Annotated in this window: 15 protein-coding genes and 1 tRNA gene; 8 read left to right on the plus strand and 8 right to left on the minus strand. The window is 69.5% G+C overall.

What is annotated here, in order from left to right; genetic code table 11:
* Nucleotides 1-617 precede the first annotated feature (617 nt).
* The 3 genes from BX283_RS03570 (at nt 618) to BX283_RS03580 (ending at nt 4,663) form a co-directional block, all read left to right on the plus strand.
* Nucleotides 618-2,468, plus strand: a complete 1,851-nt coding sequence (locus BX283_RS03570; RefSeq protein ID WP_257581866.1) for a M6 family metalloprotease domain-containing protein — start codon at nt 618-620, stop codon at nt 2,466-2,468.
* Nucleotides 2,469-2,645: 177 nt separating this feature from the next.
* The gene (locus BX283_RS03575; RefSeq protein WP_101386204.1) at nt 2,646-4,154 is read left to right on the plus strand and encodes a DUF4246 domain-containing protein; all 1,509 of its coding nucleotides are present in this window, start codon (nt 2,646-2,648) and stop codon (nt 4,152-4,154) included.
* Nucleotides 4,155-4,297: 143 nt separating this feature from the next.
* Nucleotides 4,298-4,663: a hypothetical protein gene (locus tag BX283_RS03580; RefSeq protein WP_218976503.1), complete on the plus strand. Its 366-nt coding sequence runs from the start codon at nt 4,298-4,300 to the stop codon at nt 4,661-4,663.
* A 118-nt stretch (nt 4,664-4,781) separates the two neighbouring features.
* Here the strand turns inward: BX283_RS03580 and BX283_RS03585 are convergent, their stop codons facing one another.
* From BX283_RS03585 to BX283_RS03605, 4 genes are all read right to left on the minus strand, one after another.
* Complete coding sequence (locus BX283_RS03585) at nt 4,782-5,552, minus strand: hypothetical protein (protein WP_101386206.1); 771 nt, start codon at nt 5,550-5,552, stop codon at nt 4,782-4,784.
* Nucleotides 5,553-6,283: 731 nt separating this feature from the next.
* A complete protein-coding gene (locus BX283_RS03595) occupies nt 6,284-6,979 on the minus strand; it encodes a hypothetical protein (RefSeq protein WP_143676373.1) in 696 nt (231 codons plus the stop codon).
* Nucleotides 6,980-7,240: 261 nt separating this feature from the next.
* Entirely contained in the window at nt 7,241-7,585 is a 345-nt protein-coding gene (locus BX283_RS41385; protein ID WP_101386209.1) for a hypothetical protein, read from the minus strand.
* Nucleotides 7,586-7,972: 387 nt separating this feature from the next.
* A complete protein-coding gene (locus BX283_RS03605; RefSeq protein ID WP_101386210.1) occupies nt 7,973-8,287 on the minus strand; it encodes a hypothetical protein in 315 nt (104 codons plus the stop codon).
* Nucleotides 8,288-8,933: 646 nt separating this feature from the next.
* Between BX283_RS03605 and BX283_RS03610 the strand changes: the two genes are divergently transcribed.
* Nucleotides 8,934-9,013 (plus strand) — tRNA-Tyr (locus BX283_RS03610).
* Nucleotides 9,014-9,109: 96 nt separating this feature from the next.
* Here BX283_RS03610 and BX283_RS03615 read toward each other — a convergent pair.
* Nucleotides 9,110-9,865, minus strand: a complete 756-nt coding sequence (locus BX283_RS03615; protein ID WP_101386211.1) for a hypothetical protein — start codon at nt 9,863-9,865, stop codon at nt 9,110-9,112.
* A 330-nt stretch (nt 9,866-10,195) separates the two neighbouring features.
* On the opposite strand from BX283_RS03615, the gene BX283_RS03620 reads away from it, so the two are divergent.
* Both BX283_RS03620 and BX283_RS03625 read left to right on the plus strand, forming a co-directional pair.
* Nucleotides 10,196-10,582 (plus strand): hypothetical protein, encoded by a 387-nt coding sequence (locus BX283_RS03620; protein ID WP_143676374.1) that lies wholly within the window; start codon nt 10,196-10,198, stop codon nt 10,580-10,582.
* 262 nt (nt 10,583-10,844) lie between these two features.
* Nucleotides 10,845-11,063, plus strand: coding sequence for a hypothetical protein (locus BX283_RS03625; protein ID WP_101386213.1), 219 nt, complete (start codon nt 10,845-10,847; stop codon nt 11,061-11,063).
* 119 nt (nt 11,064-11,182) lie between these two features.
* On the opposite strand, the gene BX283_RS03630 is transcribed toward BX283_RS03625, so the two are convergent.
* From BX283_RS03630 to BX283_RS03640, 3 genes are all read right to left on the minus strand, one after another.
* Entirely contained in the window at nt 11,183-12,019 is an 837-nt protein-coding gene (locus tag BX283_RS03630; protein ID WP_257581871.1) for a DUF1206 domain-containing protein, read from the minus strand.
* Nucleotides 12,020-12,161: 142 nt separating this feature from the next.
* Entirely contained in the window at nt 12,162-13,145 is a 984-nt protein-coding gene (locus BX283_RS03635; RefSeq protein ID WP_107503665.1) for an endonuclease/exonuclease/phosphatase family protein, read from the minus strand.
* 166 nt (nt 13,146-13,311) lie between these two features.
* Nucleotides 13,312-15,006, minus strand: a complete 1,695-nt coding sequence (locus BX283_RS03640) for a serine/threonine-protein kinase (RefSeq protein ID WP_257581873.1) — start codon at nt 15,004-15,006, stop codon at nt 13,312-13,314.
* A gap of 271 nt (nt 15,007-15,277) precedes the next feature.
* On the opposite strand from BX283_RS03640, the gene BX283_RS03645 reads away from it, so the two are divergent.
* On the plus strand, nt 15,278-18,139 hold the full coding sequence (locus BX283_RS03645) for a peroxidase family protein (RefSeq protein WP_101386215.1): 2,862 nt from the start codon (nt 15,278-15,280) through the stop codon (nt 18,137-18,139).
* 13 nt (nt 18,140-18,152) lie between these two features.
* Entirely contained in the window at nt 18,153-19,526 is a 1,374-nt protein-coding gene (locus BX283_RS03650) for a hypothetical protein (RefSeq protein ID WP_101386216.1), read from the plus strand.
* Nucleotides 19,527-19,542 lie beyond the last annotated feature (16 nt).

Raw genomic sequence — 19,542 nt, forward strand, 5'->3', positions numbered from 1 at the left:
CGGACAGACCTGGATCACCAACTGGCACATGGGCTTCACTCGGCGCGCGGCCACAGACCGCCTCGCATAACCGCGGCGGCGACGTCTACGGGGCCTCCTCGCCATCGTCACGGCGCGACCCGGCCAAACGCCTGAGCGCCGCAGTCGGCGATCCCCGCCGACTGCGGGGCTCAGCCACATCTGGTGCGTCGCGTCGCCATGACACCGGGCCTCGGACGGGTGCCGGGATGTTCCGGCCGCGATGGCCCGCCTTCGGCCGCCGACCGGTCAGGCTCGCGCAGGCACTCTGGCGTCACACCTGCCCACGGCCCTACCGTGGCACGGGGACACATCCGCACCACAGTTCGTACCGTTTGTCATGGACGCGCCATTCCCTGCCCTGTCATTCACCACACCCCGTGACCTTGATGACTCCCGGCAAGAGGTGAGCCATGTTCGTGCACCGCAGACGCCCGCATCGACCCCGTCGACTGCGCCGACCCAGTGTCGTCATCCTGCTCCTCGGATTAGTCGCAGCCGTCGCAGCCGGGCCCGCCCGGGCTACGCCGGATACCGCGCCCTGGGGCGCGCCCCTGGTCCGGCCGCTCGACCCTCAGCACTGGCGCAACCCCGACGACATGACCTGGGCCGAATACCGCTCCGTCCCGGGCACGGACTGGGCCAACCCCAACCGCCAGCCCACTCAGCGCAAGTTCAAAGGCGCCCTCGTCCTGCTGGACTACTCCGACGAGGACTTCTCGGTCACCAAGCCCGCCGGCGCCGCCAAATTCGGCAATCCGCTGCCCAGCGCGGCCGGCATCCCCCGCGCCCAGGTCCCCAAGTTCTACGAGGACTTCCTCAACAAGCCCGGCACGCTCAACCACGGCCACACCATCAACGAGTACTGGATGGAGGATTCCGGCGGCCGCTTCGGAGTTGGCCTGACCGCCTTCGGCGCCTACCGTATGCCGGGCAAGTCCTACCAGTACGGCATCGAGCCCGGCATGAACCCCGACGCCTGCCCCGTGGGCGCGACCTGCGGCAAGGACATCCGCGCCGACGGCAAACGGGCCTGGGTCGCCGACGTGGGCGCCGGCAAGGCCGCCGAGTTCGACTTCGTCTTCTACCTCATGGCCGGGGTGGACGAGTCCTCCGCCTGGCAGGAGTTCGGACAGATGAAGTTCGCCTCCGCCCAGGACGTACCGGCCGCCTGGGGACCCCCCTCCCCCATCGCCTCCGGACTGAACGCGGCACGGACCCGCTATGTGCCGTGGACGTCCTGGCAGGCGGCCGCCCGTATCTGGCCCAACGCCGCAAACGGCTCCTCCACCCAGGCCGAGAGCTCCGGCATGGCCACCTTCGCCCATGAACTCAGCCACATCCTGGGCATCGGCGACAACTACAACAACCCCTACGGGACGCCGCTCAGCCGCTCCTACACCGGCATCTGGGGCATGCTCTCGCGCGGCACGTTCAACGGCCCCGGCGGACCGCACACCCGCTGGCAGATACCCGCCACCGCGGGCGGCTCGATGGGCGCCCAGCACGTCCTGCGCGACAAGCTCAAGCTCGGCATGGTCGACGAGAGGAACGTCCTGCGACTGGACCGCGATGCCCTCAAGAACTCCGGCCCCGTCGTCGCCCGTGTCACCGCCCGCTCCGCCCCGCCCGGAGAGAAAGGGCTGACCGGCGTCAACATCACCATGGCCCGCGACCTGTCCCCGGCCTGCGACCGGGCCACCGACCCGCTGTGCGACGGCGGCGGCTACGACAACTACACCGTCGAGGTCGTCGACCGCATGGGCATGGACTCCTTCACCCCGGACAGCGGCGTCCTCCTCAGCAAGACCAAGAACGCCGACCGCGCGCCGTTCGCCTGGGTGATCGACGCCCACCCCGAAGACATCAACCTGGTGGACTTCATCCGCCCCGACGGCACGCCACAGAAGATCACGATGGGCGACTACCGGCAGCTCAGCGACGCGCTCTTCCACGCGGGGGCCAACTCCGGCAGCTCGTACGAGTACGTCGACCAGGCCAACCGGCTGCACTTCTACGTCCTCAACGTGCGACGCGACACCACCGGCGTGCTCTCGTACGACATCGGCATCAAGTCCCTGGACGGAGTCGGCCCGCAGACCCGCGCGGTCGCCCTCAGCAAGGGCTCCGTCACGAGCGCGCCCGCCCCGGGCCGGGCCGAGTGCACCTTCAGCCTCACCAACACCGGGCAGCCCGACCCGCGCAACCAGCCGCACCTGTCCTCCGACATCTACCGCCTGACCGCCACCACCTCGGCGCGTGGCTGGTCGGCCTGGCTCCCCAACCGCCTCGCCGTCGCGGCCGCCGGCACCTCCGTCCCCGTCGACGTCGCCGTCACCGCCAAGCCGGACGCCGAACGCACGGGCGCCGTCATCCTCACCGCCCGCTCGGAGAGCGACCCGACCAAAACAGCCCAGGCCACCTGCGCACTACCGAAACCGGCCAGGTGACTTCTCCCGCACAGGGGCGTGGGGCGACCGGGCCGGATGCGGCCCGATCCGCCCCACGTCCGCCCACGTCGCCCCAACCGCAAGGGGCCGCAGGCGAGTTGAGGTCCCACGGCTGCGATGTCAGTCCGCTGAAGTATCCTTCCGGCCACCGCACACCGACTGGGAGGATCCAGAGAATTGACCGGCCTGTCTGCTTTCCCGCTGCCCTTTCGCGCATCCCGTTCGCTGTCGTTCGCGACACCTCGAACGCTGCGGGAGCTTCAGATGATGCAGTGCAGCTCACACATCCGGGCGAAGCCGGGTTGGTTCGACAAGATGAACGACGCTGAAATCGTCGCCAGGTGGACGCAGGAAGCTGTTGCCCAAGGCCTCACCGAAGCACAGGTCCGTTACGTCCTTGCCGAACTCGTGCATTACGCCGCGCTCCGGGACGGACGGACAGGCGTCGAGGTGTCCGCCGTCGACGGGGTGTGGCAGTCGGACACCCTGGTCGACGAGAAGCTCAGATCCCGGCTGCGTGAGGCGGTTCAGGTTCTGGAACAGGTCCCCGACGCGGAGAAGGACTGGCATCCCGGATCGGACAGCCAGGTGCTGGATCTGGTCCATCCCTCACTCTTCTGCCTGGTGAGAGAGGCGAGTGGCGCGCCCGAGCGGGCTTGGGAGAACCCGACGGACCACTATTCGCAGCACGAATTCTCGGAGAAGTTCCAATGGCTGCCCACGGAGGTCGACGTCAGTGACGACGGCGATGTCTCCTTCCGTTCGTACGTCAACAACGTGCACCCCGAGCATCACCGTGAACTGGCCGCTGTCCTACCGGATGTGTTCGCACGCCTGCGCCCGCTGCTGGAGAACGTACTCACCGATCTGCGCCATCCGCGGCCCCCGCGGATCGAGGCCGATCCTTACGGATGGTACGACTCGGAGCCGGAGTATCCGGACAAGTCCTCCTACAGTGATGACGAGGCCTACGCGGAGGCCCGTCGTGTGTGGGAACAGGCCCAGGACGACTGGTGGGAGAACCGCCGCCCGCTCATCCCGGACGCCCCGGCCTTCACCCCGCCCGAGGTGCCCGACGCATCCGCCCGCGTCGACCTGCGCGGTCGCCGTCTCCAGGTGATCGTCAAGCTCGCCACCATTCACCTCACCCCGGACAAGCCCGAGTACGCCGGCGGTTCCTGGCACGTCGAGGGGATGCTGAACGAGCGGATCGTCTCGACCGGCATCTACTACTGGGACAGCGAGAACATCACCGAAAGCCGGCTCGGCTTCCGAGCGGCACTCGACGACCCGGACTACGAACAGAACGACGACAACGGCATGCGTGAGGTCTACGGCCTGGAGAACGAGGACGCACTGAATCAGATACTGGGATCGGCATCGACCCCAGCGGGCCGCTGCCTGGCGTTCCCGAACATCCTGCAACACCGCGTCGACTCGTTCCGCCTCACGGACCCCACCCGTCCGGGATATCGCAAGATTCTGGCGTTCTTCCTGGTCGACCCGTCGGAAAGGATCGTCTCGACAGCCGATGTGCCACCGCAACAACCGTGGTCCGACACCTCGACCATGACGCTCGAACAGGCAAAGAACTACCGCGAACAACTCATGCAGGAACGCAAGTTCTTCGTCGACGAACACAACGAGCAGGTCTACGAACGAGAATTCTCCCTCTGCGAGCACTGAACCTCATCCTTCGAGGGCGCGCCCTGCCTGCTCCTGGACTACGTCGGCCAGAGAGCCTGATCTTGTCAGACACCCTTTCCTGCCAGGGCATCCCGACTACGCTTGCCATGATCACGGCCAAGATCGAGCGAGGGGGGACACCCATGCCGTACGAGACCGGCGCGAGAGTGAAGCTGGCCAAGGATGTGCAGGTCACCACACACGACACAGCGTTCAGGGTCGGCTTCCCCGGTCCCCTGTTCCTGGCCGAGGGCCTGGGTGGCGTCGTCACGGGCTCGGCGAAGGAAGCCGGCGGCTTCGCCCAGGAGCAGGCCGCGCTCCTCGATGAGCAAATACGCATTGCTCGGCTCACGAGCAACGCGGCCGGCATGATCGAGCAGATCCGTCAGCAGGTCTTCGGGCCTGGAGCATACGACGCCGGAGCCGGCGCTCAGATCAGATACCGGGTGCGCTTCGAGAACGGGTTTGTTCTCGACGGTCTTGGAGAAGACTCGCTGACCAAAGCCTGAGTATGGTGCCGGCCGGTCGAGCCCCGGGTGGGCGCGCGGGCAAGGGGGCGGGCGCGCGAAGTAGCGCACGGTGGCCGGTGAAGGAACCTCACCGGCCACCGAGCTGGTGCTGCCCTGTTCAGCTCGGGTAGGCGATCGAACCCAGCGGCGGGCAGGGGATGATCACGGTGTCGGCGCCGGGGCGTTCGACGAAAGCCCGGGCCGCGGCGGCCTGCTGGCGGCGGGAGTCCAGGTCGTCTGCGTCCCAGGCGTCGCGTCTGGCACGGGGGTAGTCCCAGGTGTCGTCGATGAGACTGAGGCTGGTATTCCCGGCACTGCGCTGGAACTCCGCCTTTATAACGGCCTGTTGGAGTGCGGTCTGGGTCGCGGCGAGATCGATGCGGGTGATCAGGACTCCGGGGGTGTTCGGTTCGCGGGTCGGCATGGGGGCCTGCGGGAGCGATGACACCCCGGTGTCGAGGCGGCCGAGGTTGTCGACGGCCATCTGCTGGGCGGCCTTCGACATGATCTGCATTTCCTGGTGCAGCCAGAAGAACTCGTCGAGGTCGGCCTGGGTGATGCGCATTCGCTGGTACAGGGCCTGGAAGCGGGGATCGTGATGCAGCGGGCGTATGGGGGCGACGTGGAGCGCCACGCAGTCGTTGAAGCCGAAGGACACCGCGGCCTCGTAGTGGAGGATGGCCTGTTCCATCTGCCCCTGCACGCATGCCAGATCACCGAGGGTCGCCCGGCCCGCGGCGGCGAGCCACGAACCGTCCGGGCCCAGCGCCGTGGCACGCTCGACGACGTCATGGAGGCCCCTGGTACCCGCCACAGCGGGCCCCTTGACCATGAGCTCCACCAGTACTTCATGAAGACGGGTGGCCAGTGAGTTGACGGTGTCGACCATGGATCTCCTCGGACCTCGGTGGTGAAGAGCGCAGGGGCGCTGGGTTTGTGGCAACCCTGTGGAGATGACGGTCGGAGGACGTGAGAGGTTCCCGGATCGGGAACGACGACCCCGCCCCCATCGAACGACAGCTGCGGACAGGCGAAAAGCAGAGGCGAACCCCGCTGGCGCTACTCGGCCACCGGGTGGTCTGCGAGCCAGTCCTGGAGTTCGCGGTGGCGGAACTGGTACGCGGCGCCGGAGACGCGCAAGGGGCCTCCCTCGTAGGCCCAGTGGAGAAAGACGCCCAGTCTCAGGGGCAGTCGGAGCTGGGAGCAGAGGAGAAAGACCAGGTAGCGGCGGCCGGCTCCGGCGACAGGATCAACCCGGCTGCCAGGCCGGTCGCGAATCCGGCCGCGAGCCAGCCCGCCCGCGAACGCGAACGCCACTCCGAGCGTCGGACTTCCTCGGCGAACAAGCCGCTTGGAGAAGCGTGGTTCAGCGCCACGAGCGGGGCGGTGCAGGCAAGGGCGAGGGGAAGGGCCAGCAGGGCGTCGGTGGTGCGGACGCGAACGCTGCCGGCCATGGGCCAGAGCCGCAGCAAGACGATGTCGGTCCCGCATCGGGGAGTGTCGCTGGCGAGGTGCGCTGCGAGGGCGGCGAGCCAGCGGTGGGTCTGGTCGCTCGGGTAGCGGCCGGGGCGGGTGGGGTGCTGACTGGTGGCGGCAGGCAGGTACAGGGCGAGCAGGTGGTCACGGACGGCGGTGGGGCAAGGCGAGGGTGAGCAGCTGGTCGGGGTGGCGGAGGTGGGCGAAGGTGGCGGGGTCGCGTTGCTCGTAGGCGGTGGCGGCCAGGTTCAGCCGCCAGGGTGTGCCCAGGGCGCGGGCCGGCGTGCCGCCCGGGGCGGTGGTGAGGGTGTCGATGACAGTGGCCCAACGGGCGGGGCTGGTGGTACGCGCGGTGAGGTAGGCGGCGGCCTGGACGGGGGTGACAGGGCCCAGTTCGATGCGGGCCGCCTCGCGCATCTGCACGTCCAGGGCGGCGAGTTCGGCGTACTGGGGAGTGCGGCAGGTCAGGACCACGGGTGCGTTGCCTGTGGGGTCCTGGTAGGCGCTGAGCTCCAGGGCGCCGGCGGCACGGCGCCGGGCGGCGGGGGTGGTGGAGGTGTCCATCTCGTCCAGACCGTCGAGGACCGGCAGGACACGGTGTCTTTGGACCAGCTGCCGGGCATCGGCGAATCTGAGCTGGCCGGGGAACTGCTCGTGGATCTGCTGGGCGCGCTGCTGGGCCTCGGCGGCGGCCACCGCGGCGGCCAGAGTCTTGGCCTTGACGTCCATCTTGGCCGCCGCATCGGTCCGGTCCTCGCGGTAGGCGGCCCAGGCCAGGTAGGCGCCAGGGCAACGGCGGTGGCGGCCATCCGCGCCACCTGGAACCGCTTGGACAGCCACAGCGCCACAGCCGCGGCCACGGCCTGCAAAGCGAGGTAGACAACGGCCACCCGGCGCGTGCGTGATGCCCCCATGCGGCACATCTTCCCGCTTCGCCCCCGCGCCACGGGGGCCACTCCTCGTAAATCGCTCCGGGTGATGGCCGCAGAGGACGGAGAGCGGCTCGGCGCCTGCCGGAGCAACTACCGCTCCCCGAGCGACCGGTCCACCTGGGCCGCCCGGTTCCGGCCGTACGCGCGCCCTCACCTGGGCTCGCGGGAGTCACGCCATGCCCAGCCAGCCTTCCAGCACGGCCTCGCGCTCACGGGATCGCAGGACTTCGCCGGGCTGGGCGTCGTTCCACCAGGTCATCAGGGCGGCAGGCGACGACTCGCCGCGCGTGAAACGGGCGAGCAGCCCCAGAGACAGGTCGACTTCTCGCTGGGTGTACGCGATCGCGGCGCCGGAGAACACCGGGCACTCGATGCGCTCCCCTTGCGTCGTGGTGATGGCGGCCGTCATCTCGGCCGGGCTGCCGGGAACCCACGCGTCGAGGGCCGCGGCGGCCACGGACAGTCCGCGGGCCGCCCACCGTACGAGCGTGGATCGGACCGGGACTTCCGTCACTTGGAGATCCATCACAGCCGACCAGCGCCACGCCTGCGGAGCGGGGCCGGTTATCCGCACACCCACTGGTGAGAGCAGCACACCCGGTACCCCTTCTGCGGGAGGTGTGCCCAGGTACACCTTTTCCCCGCTGACCCAGAAGAGGCCCACCGTGCTACCCGTTCGGTCGGCTGCACGGGTAGGCGGTGACGGTTCCACATTCAACTCCATCTCTTGGGCCGCTGCGCGGCGGTCATGCCGAAGCCACCGACCATAGACGCACCATGATCAGGACCCACCGTAATCGCGCCACCAGGGCTTTTGCCAGTCGCTCACCGATGGGGAAGGGGTCCCGCCCGACCGTCGACCGGTCCTCAGCCACGCCACATCGACGGCCGCGGCCTGGCGCTATTCGCCGACCGCGTTCACGACCAGGCGGTGGGCTGTGGTCAGGGTGAGCTCGGGTACGGCCTTGCGCAGAGTGATCACACGTTGGACATGGTCACTTCGGGAATCGACTCCGGCGTCGGCCAGGATGCCTCGCACCCATCGCCCCAGAAGGTCGTCGTCGGTGGCCCGGCAATACGTCTCGATGATGTCGGCAGCCCGTTCCAGCCCGGCCTGCTCCCCGGGCACCGCCTCGGCCAGAGCAGTCCGCACGGCCGCAAGGATGTCGGGCCCGTCGCGCAGCACGACGGGGGACGTCTTCTTCTCAAACAGCATGACTTCTCCTCGTAGGGACCGGGACGGCGCGGTGCCCGGGGGTGGTCGGGTCGGTCCCGATGCCGGGGTGCCGCAAGAACGGCGAAGCATGTGGCACCCTCCCCTCAGGTTCGAGCAACTTCGTCCGGGAAGAGGGCGGTGCCGCATATTCCGTTGCCCCGCCACCACTTGCGTCAGTGCCGTCGTACGGACGTCCCTGGGCGCCACAGCAGGGTGACGCCGTGATCGCATGATGCTGTGTCAACACGTCCGGGGCCTAGGGAGTTGAGCCAGATCAGAGCTTCAGACCTCCCATCGGCCGGAAACCTCCGCGCGGTCGGCCAGGCACCCTGGCCGGGACACGATGCCATGGAGCGCGGTCCGGCACAGGGGCAGCTTTCGCAACACGCCCTGGCTTGCCTCTGGGCGCCTACAGCCCTCGCCCCAGGCCCGACCAGAACGATCGCGACCACCCGCAGTCACACCGCCCCATTGGCCAGGGCCCTGGCGATGCACCCCGGCGGCTCGCAGCAGCCGGTCTGCCGCGACCTGCTGGTGGCGCGGGCGGGGCCCAGCGCGGCTTCGCGTATCCGGCCGTCGCCAGGCCAGTTCACGTACCCCGACGTCCACACCGATCCAGGGCTGCGCCCGCGTTCGGGGCTGCCTCGGATGAGCTGGGCATCGGCGAGCCCACCTCCCTGTAAAGGAGACGCTTCGGCTGTGCAGGTTCAACTCCTGCCTCAGCCACCGACCGCACAGACCGCACAGACCTGTGGGCCCTCCGACGCGGCCGGCAGCTCGGCGTCGCCTCGATGCCGCCGCCCGCGGCGGAGGGTACGTGGGTCAGGCGGTCTTCGACGCGGCTGCCGTCAGCTTCGTCGCGGCCTTGGCCAGGGCCTTGCCGAACGCTTCCTTGCCCCGGTCCCCGTGGTCGCTGTAGTTGTTCAGGACCGTCGTGATCGCCCCGTGGCTGCGTACCGTACCGAGGTCGAAGTCCATCTGCATGTCGCCGGAGACGACGGTGACGGCGTAAGCGATCGACTCGTCGCCGTACGTCGGCTGCTGGGCGGCCTTCTTCACCTTCACCGTGGCCTTCTTGCCGCTCTCCTTCGCGGTGAAGACGGCGCATTTCTCGACCGCCGCCCGCAGCCCGGCCATGGCCTTCTGAGCCTCCGCCCGCGGGTAGCCGCTGACGTCCTGGGCGACCGTCGTCTGATCGCCCTTCTTCGTGAAGACGACCTCGGCGTTGGCCTTGTGGTCCTCCACCAGCCGCCCCGTGTTGAGGATCATCGTGATCGGCGCACACTCGGGCTTGGAAGGGCTGTTGATCTGGTCCTCCCCGCCCTCCGACTTGTCCAGGCCCGTGTTCGGCTCCAGCTTCCAGCCGGACGGCAGGTCGCCGAGGCCTACGAGCGCCTGCTGGGCCTGGTCGGCCGTGATGTAGGCGGGAACGGAGGGCGCGCCCTTGTCCTTCTTGGCACCGGAACCCGAGGGCTTGTCCGGACCGGAGGCGGAGTCGGAGCCACCGCCGCAGGCGGTCAGCAGCAGCGAAGAGGTGGCCAGAGCCACGAGAGCGGTCCAGCGGGGGCGAACGTGCACGGGGGTTTCCTTTGAAAATCGTTCGAGAGGCCAAAAGGCCGAACGTAAGTATGCATGTGCGCCTGTGGCACCCCCCTTCGGGCACTCTCATGCGTGGCGCCGGTATCGGAAGCGCCCACAGGTCGGGCTCCCGTAGCGGCTCGGCTTCTCCACCGGCCCCCTACCCGTATCGCATCGGCGCCCGTGCCGGGTCGGTGCCCGTGCCGGTCCGGTTCCGGACCCTCATGCATAATGGCGCCTCGCACATCTCCTTTCGGAGCATTTCAGACACCGTCCGCGAAACCGGCATCATTCGGGACTACGGGCAGCATCAACGGGGCGGGAAACAACTTGAGCACGAGCAGGACAGCGCTGGCCATGGCCGCGCTGTGCATAGCGGCCGGGGCATCCGTGACGGGCTGCGGCACGAACGACGAATCCCCTTCCCCGGCGAAGTCGGCCTCCCCCGCCCGGACAGCAACCCCCAAGGACCGGTCCCCCTCGGGCGGACTGCGCCAGGAGCGGGACGAGGTCGACGCGGATCTGGACGCGGCCGCAGCGCAGGCCCAGCTCACCGGGCTCTCCCCGGATCCCTACCCGAATGCCACCTCGCCCACCGAGCGCAAGCTGGCCGATTGCAGCGCGCTCTGGTCGGGCACCACGGGCCGGGCCCTGGCCGAGACCACGGGCGGCAAACCGTTCGCCACCGCCATAGGCGCACTGGAGAAACGCGGCTGAAAGCTCACCTCCCGCCAGCAGGACGGTGCCGTCACCCAGACCGTCCTCGCCAAGGGTGAGTGGACCGTCAAGGGCAAGCTCTCCGAGAGCGACCGGATCGACCTGATCTCCTTCGTCGGCTACCACTCCAGCTGCGCTAAGGACATCGCCGCGCTCCCCGCCCCCGGGGCGAAGACATGAGGACCATCCCACCCGGCTGAAGGGCGCCATCGAGGACACGGTCACCGGGTTCGCGACGGACGGCGGGGGCGGCCACTGCACCGTGAGCGCCACCAGCGGAGGCATCTACCACCTGACCGCGGGCGCCCTGTCCACCGACGCCATCTGCCCGGACGGCCTTTACGGCGTGGAAGAGGCAGGCTTCTCCATCGCCGCGCCCGACCTCTGGTCCTTACTGGACCACTTGCGCACCAAGCTCGGCGAGGCCGTCGGCATCCAGGCATCGTGGGTAGCCCGCCAGCCGCGCTCCGCGTCGGAGTGAGCATCGACCGGCCTGCCCGCTGCGCCACGCCGCTCAAGTGGCCTGGCAGGAAAGCCAGTTCGAGGTCAGCTCCGGCGGCATTGGGTGCGGGCCTGGTGACCGTTGCGAGCCACCCCTGTTCAAAGGCGGCGCCAGCGCGCCGACGCGAAGGAGAACACGCCGAAGAGGATCAACCCGACCGCGACGGCGACCAGCAGCCACGGGCCGGCCGGGGTGTGAGCGAAGCTGCGGAGCGTGGCATCCACCCCCTTGGCCTCGTTGGCGTCGAAGCGGACGGCCGCGCTGAGTATGAAGATGCCGGCCGCGGCGAACACCAAACCGCGCGCCACGCCTCCACCCACCCCCAGGCCGGTCACGACCTGCCGGGTGCGGTGGCTCATCGCGCCGAGATCGAGCCGTCGCAGGAACTTGCGCATCGCCGCCCGTATCGCGAGCACCGCACCGATGCCGATCAGGAGGCAGCCCGCGGCTCCCACCAGGACTTGGCCGTACGACAGCTTGAGCACGGTCGCCGTCCAGTCCTGCGACTTCGCGTTTCCGCTGGAACCCTGGCCGCCACCGGCGGCGAACTCGGCGGTTCCCCAGCAGACCGAGGCGTAGAAGATCGCCCGGCCACCGTCGAGGAGTCGTGAGGCCGCCTTCCGCTGCGGCCCCTTGCCCAGGACTGCGCGGGAGCCGCGCCACAGGGCCATGCAGCCGAAGCCGACGACCAAAGCCCACAACATCACCTTGCCGAACGGCTGCGCCGCGACCTGGTGCAGCGCACCCTCACGGTCGGCCGACTGCCCGCCGCCGCCGAGGGCGATCCGCATCGCCAGGGCGCCGATGAGCACGTACACGACTCCCCGTGCGACGAATCCCGCCCGCCCCGCGGCGGTCAGCGTCTCCTTTTCCGCAGACCGGCTCGCGGAGCCTGCCGTTCCCCGGCCTCTTCTCGGTGCGTAAGACGACGTCACGAACTCCTCCCTACAGCATGGGCACGAGGCACCTACTGGCCATCGAGTGCCCCGATACAGGAACTCGACACCAGTCGGCCGTGGTGCGGCCCCCACCCGCCGCACCACGGGCATCCGCATGCGCTCACCGCGGAGAAGCCCCTCACTGCCCCGTCGACACCGTCACCGTCGCGTCCACGATCCGGTGGTTGGAGCAGGGGATGTACACGCCGTTGCGGTTGGTGCAGCGGTCGGTGGCGATGGGGTGGGTGTCCTCGTCGTAGGAGACCAGCCGGCTCGCGGGTACGAAGACGTGGTCCACCTTGGCCTTCTGGCCGCACTTGCCGAGGAGCGCGCCCTCGGTGCTCTGCTCGCCCCAGCCGGGGCATACGGTGTCGAGGTCGTCGAGCTCATGGAACGCACCCGTGTTGCCGCCGTTGTCGGGGGTGGCGACGCTCGGCGCGTACCAGCTGTCGAGCAGCGGGTCATGGGGCTGGGTGTTGAAGTCACCCGCCGTGATCACGGTGCCGCCGGCTGCCGTGAACTCGTTCATCTTCGCGCGCACCGCGTCGAGCTGCGCCGCCTTGGCCTCGGCTTTGAAGGTGATGTGCGTGCCGCAGAACCGCAGTCCGCCGGGCTGCGAGGCCACCGGCACGCACAGCAGCTTGCGTGCCTTGTCACCGTCGGCGGGCAGGGTGATCCGGTCGGTACCGCTCGGGGCGAACTTGCTGAACACGGCGACCCCGTACGGCTCCACCGCGCCACCGGTGTCCGTGTGGCACCCGGTGTTGTCCACGTCGGGCATCGGCTCGAACCGCGCGAAGTTGGTCGGGCTGTGCGGCCAGCCCGCGTCCTGCAGGCCCTTGAGGATGGCGCGGTACTGAGCGGGGCAGACCTCGTTGAGGGAGACGAAGTCGGGGTCGCGGAACTTGACCGAGCCGAGGATCGCGTCGACCAGACCGTTGGTGGTGGACCCGAAATTCGACTCGTCACCGGCCACGTTCCAGTGCCAGACCTTGTACGTCGTGGTGCTCGCGACACCCACCGCAGCGCCCGGCTCCTCCGCCACCGCTCCTGCGGGCGCAGCCCCTACCGTGAGACCCACCGCGCCGACGAGCGTGAGCAGGATGGTACGAAGTCTGCGCATGTTTCCCCCACCAGGTTCCGGATTTGCCGGGGAGATTGTCTGCGGGAGTGATCAAGGCGTCAAGGCAGGGCAGTACGACGTCCAGGCGAGGAACTCCGGTGATATCGCGGTGTGGAGACGCACCGTCCGCTGTGATGCCGCCCGCCTCCAAGAACCACACGCTCACTCAGCAGCGGGCGAGCGAGCCGCTCTTCAGCGTGGACTTCTCACTGAACAGCCAGCCTTCGGTGTTCGTGCCCTGGATACGGGCGTAGATCCACTTGTTGCCCTGGGCGTTGGTGACGTAGCAGTGGTAGTAGACCTTCACTCCGGTCTTGAGCACGGTCACGTAGGAGCACACCGCGTACGGCCCGGTGTAGAGATGGGTGGTTTCGGACGCGTAACCGTAGCCGTCGCTGCGGTTCGAGTGGGCCCAGCCGGTGCACGACGTCGAGACCGGGACGGGCTCCTTCACCGTGGGACTGGGCTTGGCCTTCGGTGAGCCGGACGGGTTCGCGGACGGCTTGCCGGCGCTGTTGCCGGGCTTCGGCGTGGGCCCTGTCTCCTGGTCCCCGCCCTTCTTCGAGGGCGTCCCGGACGACGTCTCACCGGGGCCCATGGACGTCAGGTCTCCCGAGGACGGCGGGCCGTCGCTCGTGCCGCCCGTGGCCCCGTCGGCGGGAGTACTCGCCGTGGAGTGCGCTGTGTTCGCCCCGCCGCCGTCCCCGTCTCCCTGCATGTCCACCAAGGCGTACGCGGCTCCGCCGCAGGCGAGGACCGTGGCGGCCGCCGCCGCGACGACGGTCCGGGTGCGGCGGCGCCGCGCGCGGACAACCGTGGTATCGGTGTCGGGACGGTTGCCGTGACCGGCGGGTATGCCCGGCGTCATGCCCTGCTGCGGGTGGGCACCGTAGACGTCGGTCGGCGTGTAGGCGGCGACCGGCTCGGGGGCGGGCGGGGAGAACGGCGTGGCGGGACCGAAGCCCGGCGGAGTGACGGGCTGGACGGGTGCCGGAGCGGGGTCCGCCGTCCTGCCCGCGGCGACCGCCTCCAGCATCTCGCGTGCCTGGCCGGCGTCGGGCCGGTGCAGCGGGTCCTTGGCCATCAGCGCCCGCAGGACCGGGGTGAGCGGTCCGGCGCGCCGGGGCTCCGGCAGCGGTTCGCCGACGATCGCCGCCAGCGTGGACCACACCGACGTACGGCGGAAGGGCGAGGAGCCCTCCACAGCCGCGTAGAGCGTCATGCCGAGCGCCCAGATGTCCGACGCGGCACCCGGTTCCCGGCCCTGTGCGCGCTCCGGCGGCAGATAGTCGAGGGAGCCGACGATCTGCCCGCTCTGGGTCAGCTTGGCCAGGGCCTCCTCGCCGGAGGTATCCATGCTGGCGATACCGAAGTCGGTGAGCACGACCCGGCCGCTGCGCTCCAGCAGTACGTTGCCGGGCTTGACGTCGCGGTGCAGGACCCCGGCCCGGTGTGCCGCGTCGAGCGCGTCCATCAGCTTGGCGCCGATCGCGGCCGCTTCGCGCGGGTCGAGGTGGCCGCGCTCCGCCAGCACGTCGTCGAGGGAGGGTCCGTCGACCAGCTCCATGACGATGACCGGCAGCCCCTGCTCCTCGACCACGTCGTGCACGGTGACGACACCGCTGTGCCGGATACGGGCGGCGGCCTGGGCCTCCCGCTGCATCCGGACGCGCAGATCGGCCAGTTCGGCCGGGGAGGCGTCGGTGTAGGCCCGTACGACCTTGACGGCGACCTCGCGGTTCAGCAGCTGGTCCACCGCCCGGGCGACCACACCCATGCCACCGCGCCCGATCATCGCGGTCACCCGGTATCGCCCGCCCAGAACCACTCCGACCAGCTCCGCGCCGTTCGCCCCCGTCACCTGTCACGCTCCTTCGTCGCCCTGCCCAAGATCCACCGTCTGGCGGGAACCAGCCTAGGGGTAGGCGTGTGGCTGGTTCGAACGGCCCCGCCCTGGGCGCACAGGCGGGTCTCCCCTCCACCGACCTCGGATGCGACCACGCGGTCCGGAGCCAAGGTCCCGCCCCCGTCTCCCCGCGTGTTCGCCCGTCTGCCCCGCTCCGCACGACAGTGGCCCCGAGCTGGGGCAGCGTCGTGAGGAGTGCACGGAAGTCCCCCCGGAAGAGGCTCGCATGGACGAGGTCGCACAGTACGAGCGCTACGCCGGCGGCAGCCCGGAAGCCGAGCGGCTGGTCTTCGAGCGGCTGGCGCGTGAGCTCCTGCGGGTTCAGCTCAAGGTGAAGAAGCGCGGCGGCGCCGCCTCTGTCGACCGGGCCTTCCACGCCAAGGCGGTCCTCGGGGTGGAGAACGCCCGGCTCACGTTCCGCGACGATCTTCCCGAGACCCTGCGGGCGGGTTTCGCCAGGCCCGGAGCCGAATACCCGGTCACGGTCCGGCTGTCCAACGCGAGCGGGGCCCGTCAGCCCGACTTCGCGCCCGATCTGCGCGGGGCGGCACTGCGCGTCGAGGTGGGCCCCGGTGAGACCCACGATCTGCTGATGACGAGCTTCCCGGTCTCCCACGCCCGCGACGCGGTGGAATTCGTCGCCTTTGCCAAGGCCATGGCAGGTGCCGACTCGCGGCTGCGCAAGGGGTACGCCCTGTTCCTCAAGCTGCCGTTGGCGGTCGGCTGGTCGACGGCGGCCCGTATGCGGCGCAACGTCGTCGCGGGAACCAGGCGTACGGTACGCAGCCTGGCTCTGGAGACGTACTGGAGCCGCGGCGCGATCCTGTGGGGCGATCGTGGACCGGTGCGCTATCAGCTGCGGCCCGTCGCGGACGCCCCGGCGGCTCCGGCGGCGTCGCGCACCGATCCCGACTACCTGCGGCGCGAGCTCTCCCAGCGGCTGCGGCAGGCGGACGTCGTCTTCGAGCTGTGCGTGCAGCGTTACGTGGACGCCCGGAGCACCCCCGTCGAGAACGGCGCGGCCGAGTGGACGGAGGAGGCAGCGCCCGTAGTGCCGGTGGCCACGCTGACCATCCCGCGTCAGGACATCCACACCGCCGAAGCCCGCGCCTGCGCGTCGCGGGTCGACCTGCTGGCGTTCAACCCGTGGCACACCTCGGAGGGCTTCCGGCCGCTGGGCAATCTCAACCGGGCCCGCAAGGCCGCCTACGAGGCCAGCAGCGCACACCGCCTGGGCCGGCGCTTCCTGACCGTCGAGCCACGGCGCAACACTCTGCTCGGGGCGCCGCTGCGGGCCTTCTTCCGCACCGTCAACCGCTTCGTCCCGTGGCACCGCTTGCCCACCCCGCTCGGTCTGCTCAACCTCATGGCCTTCCGGCAGACGCTGCGCCGGCACAACCTCATCGACACCGAGGCCCACGAGGCTCCGCCCGAAGCCGAGCCGGTGGACGGTCCGATCGATGAGGAGCTGCTGGTCAGACGCAGTTACGACGGCACGTACAACGATCTGTCGGCCCCGGGGATGGGTGCGGTCGGCGCGACGTTCGGGCGCACCATGCCGCCCGTCCACCGCCCGGACCGGTTCGACACGCCCAATCCGGTGACCGTCAGCAGGGAACTGCTCCAGCGTCACGCGTTCATCCCCGCGACGTCTCTGAACATCATCGCCGCGGCGTGGATCCAGTTCCAGGTGCACGACTGGGTCAAGCACAGGAGGCTTCCGACCGGTGTCAAGAGCGTGGAGGTGCCGCTGCCGCCCGGTGAGACCTGGCAGAACACCCCGGGCGGACCTCGGGAGAAGGTGATGCGCTTCGGTGCGGACGAAGCGGTGAGCGCACCCGGCGGCGAGCAGTCACCGATCGTGTTCGCGAGCGACGTCTCGCACTGGTGGGACGGTTCGGAGATCTACGGCGGTGACGAGAGCGCCGCGAAGTCGCTCCGGGAGCCCGGTGGCGGCGCCGCCCTCCGGCTGGAGGACGGGCACCTGCCGAACGGCTCCAGCAGCGGCCCGCTCACCGGATTCACCGACAACTGGTGGCTCGGCCTCAGCTCCATGCACACCCTGTTCGCCCGCGAGCACAACACCGTGTGCGAAGCCCTGCGACGCGAATACCCGCGGATGGACGAGGACCGGGTCTACCACACGGCCCGGCTGATCGTCTCCGCGCTCATCGCGAAGATCCACACGGTCGAGTGGACCCCCGCGATCCTCGCCACCAAGACGCTCGACATCGGCATGAAGACCAACTGGCAGGGACCGCCGAAGAACTGGCTCGACCAGCTGGGCGTCTGGCTGCTGGAGACGAACGGACGGCAGGGCATCCCCAAGACTCTCCCCGACCACCACGGTGCCCCGTACTCCCTCACGGAGGAGTTCGTCACCGTCTACCGGATGCACCCGCTGATCCCCGACGACTACGAGCTCGTCGACCACCGGGGCGGCCGCCGGATCGACACCCTGGGCTTCACCGACCTCCAGGGCGCGGCCGCCGAGCCCCTCATCCGCAAGACCGGGCTTGTGAACACCCTGTACTCGCTGGGCATCGCCCACCCCGGAGCGATCACCCTGCACAACTTCCCGCGCGCCCTGCAGGCGTTCCAGCGGGACGGGGAGGTGATCGACCTCTCGGTGGTCGACCTGGTGCGCACCCGGCGCCGCGGGGTCCCGCGCTACAACGACTTCCGGGCCGGGCTGCACAAGCCGCGGATCCGGCGGTTCGAGGACCTCTCCTCCGATCCGGAGACGGTCGCACGGCTGCGTGACGTCTACCGCTCGGTGGACGACATCGACACCGTGGTCGGGCTCTTCGCGGAGAATCCGCCCACGGGCTTCGGCTTCAGCGACACGGCCTTCCGGGTGTTCATCCTGATGGCCAGCAGACGGTTGCAGAGCGACCGCTTCCTCACGGTCGACTTCCGGCCGGAGGTCTACACACCCCTCGGCATGGACTGGATCGAACGCAACGGCATGACGAGCGTCATCCTGCGGCACTGCCCCGAGCTGGCGGGCGTCCTGCCGCGCGGGGCCAGTGCCTTCGCGCCCTGGCGCCCGGTCCAGCCGGTCCGCAACGGCAGCGGCCGCGGCTGAGCGGGAGAGGACCATGACCGCATCGGAGAACGCGGGCCACCCCGGCCTGGAGGACCTGCTGTCCCGTCCCCTGTGGCAGACGCTCTTCGAGCGGCGCACCCACCGGGTCAGCAGGGGCGCGTCCGTGCCGGCCGGGTCGATGAGCTACGACTCCCCGCACAAGCCCCAGCCGCTGGGCGAGCTCGAAGAGGCGGTGCTCATCGCCCTCACCGGCTCCTCGGGACTCACCATGCCCGACCGGCCCTTCGAGGACCCCCGCGACCACCAGCCGATCATGGCCAAGCCCAACCTGAACATGACGGGCCGGACCGCGGGCAGCCCCGACAACGCGCAGGCCACCCACTTCTTCATGATCAACGACACGGGCACCTACTACCTGAGGAAGTTGCCGCCCTCCCCCGTCCGCGCCTTCGACCCCGACACACTCATCGAACGCGCACGGCAGTCGAAGGTGCGGGTCCTGGACCACCGCCTGGACGTCGCTGCGGGGATGCGGGACTTCCCGGCCTACCTCGACTCCAACCGGTTCCTGTCCAACCTCCCGGGCACCACGCTCTTCCTGCCGGTGGTCGACCTCTCCCACCAGTACATCAACGCGCTGATGTACCTGCTCACCCAGCCCGAGGGGGCCCGTCCCACCCTCGTCGACGACCGCAACTTCTACCGCCCGGCCGGGGTACGGAAGTGGGTGCGCAGCGGCTTCCTCAACCCCGACGTCAAGCTGCCCCTCGGTTCCCTGGGGCCGATGCGCACCCAGATCGAAGCCGACCTCCTGCTGCAGAACATGATGCTGACCGCGGACGCCATGGGACTCGGCGCCTGGATCCACGCCTCGATCAGCCCTCAGATCCTGCTGGGCGACCCGAAGTTCTCCCGCGCCTACGGCCGCATGCTGGGCTTCGACTTCGCCACGCCCAGGTTCCGCCCCGCCGACATCCTGCGCTGGCAGGTGCCGCTGCCGAAGTACACCAAGCTGCGTTCCCATCCGGTGGGGCTGCGGGCCGGCGGCGAACACCTCATCAAGAGCGCCTGCCCGCCCAACTACCCCTCGATGCACGAGGCCGTGGACGCCGTCGTCCGCTCCAAGTTCGGCGAGCGGGGCATCTACACCGACAAGGACCTCTTCGCCCGTATCTACAAGGACGACTACGCGCAGCGGTACCTCACCGAGGCCAGTGAGTACGACCGCCAGGTGATCGCATGCGCGCGGGACATCTGCGTGTACATCCACGAGACCCACGGGCGGTTCCCGGCACACACCGACGCCATCCACGTGCCCGGCATCTGGTTGCAGGCCCACCACGTCGAGTCCGAATACTACGAGCGCTTCTTCCGGCACGGCCTGACCGACGCCCACCGTCGGCACGCCGCGCACTGGGACGGATGAGGCGATGAGGGAGATC

This window comes from Streptomyces sp. TLI_146, from assembly GCF_002846415.1.
Taxonomy (GTDB): domain Bacteria; phylum Actinomycetota; class Actinomycetes; order Streptomycetales; family Streptomycetaceae; genus Streptomyces.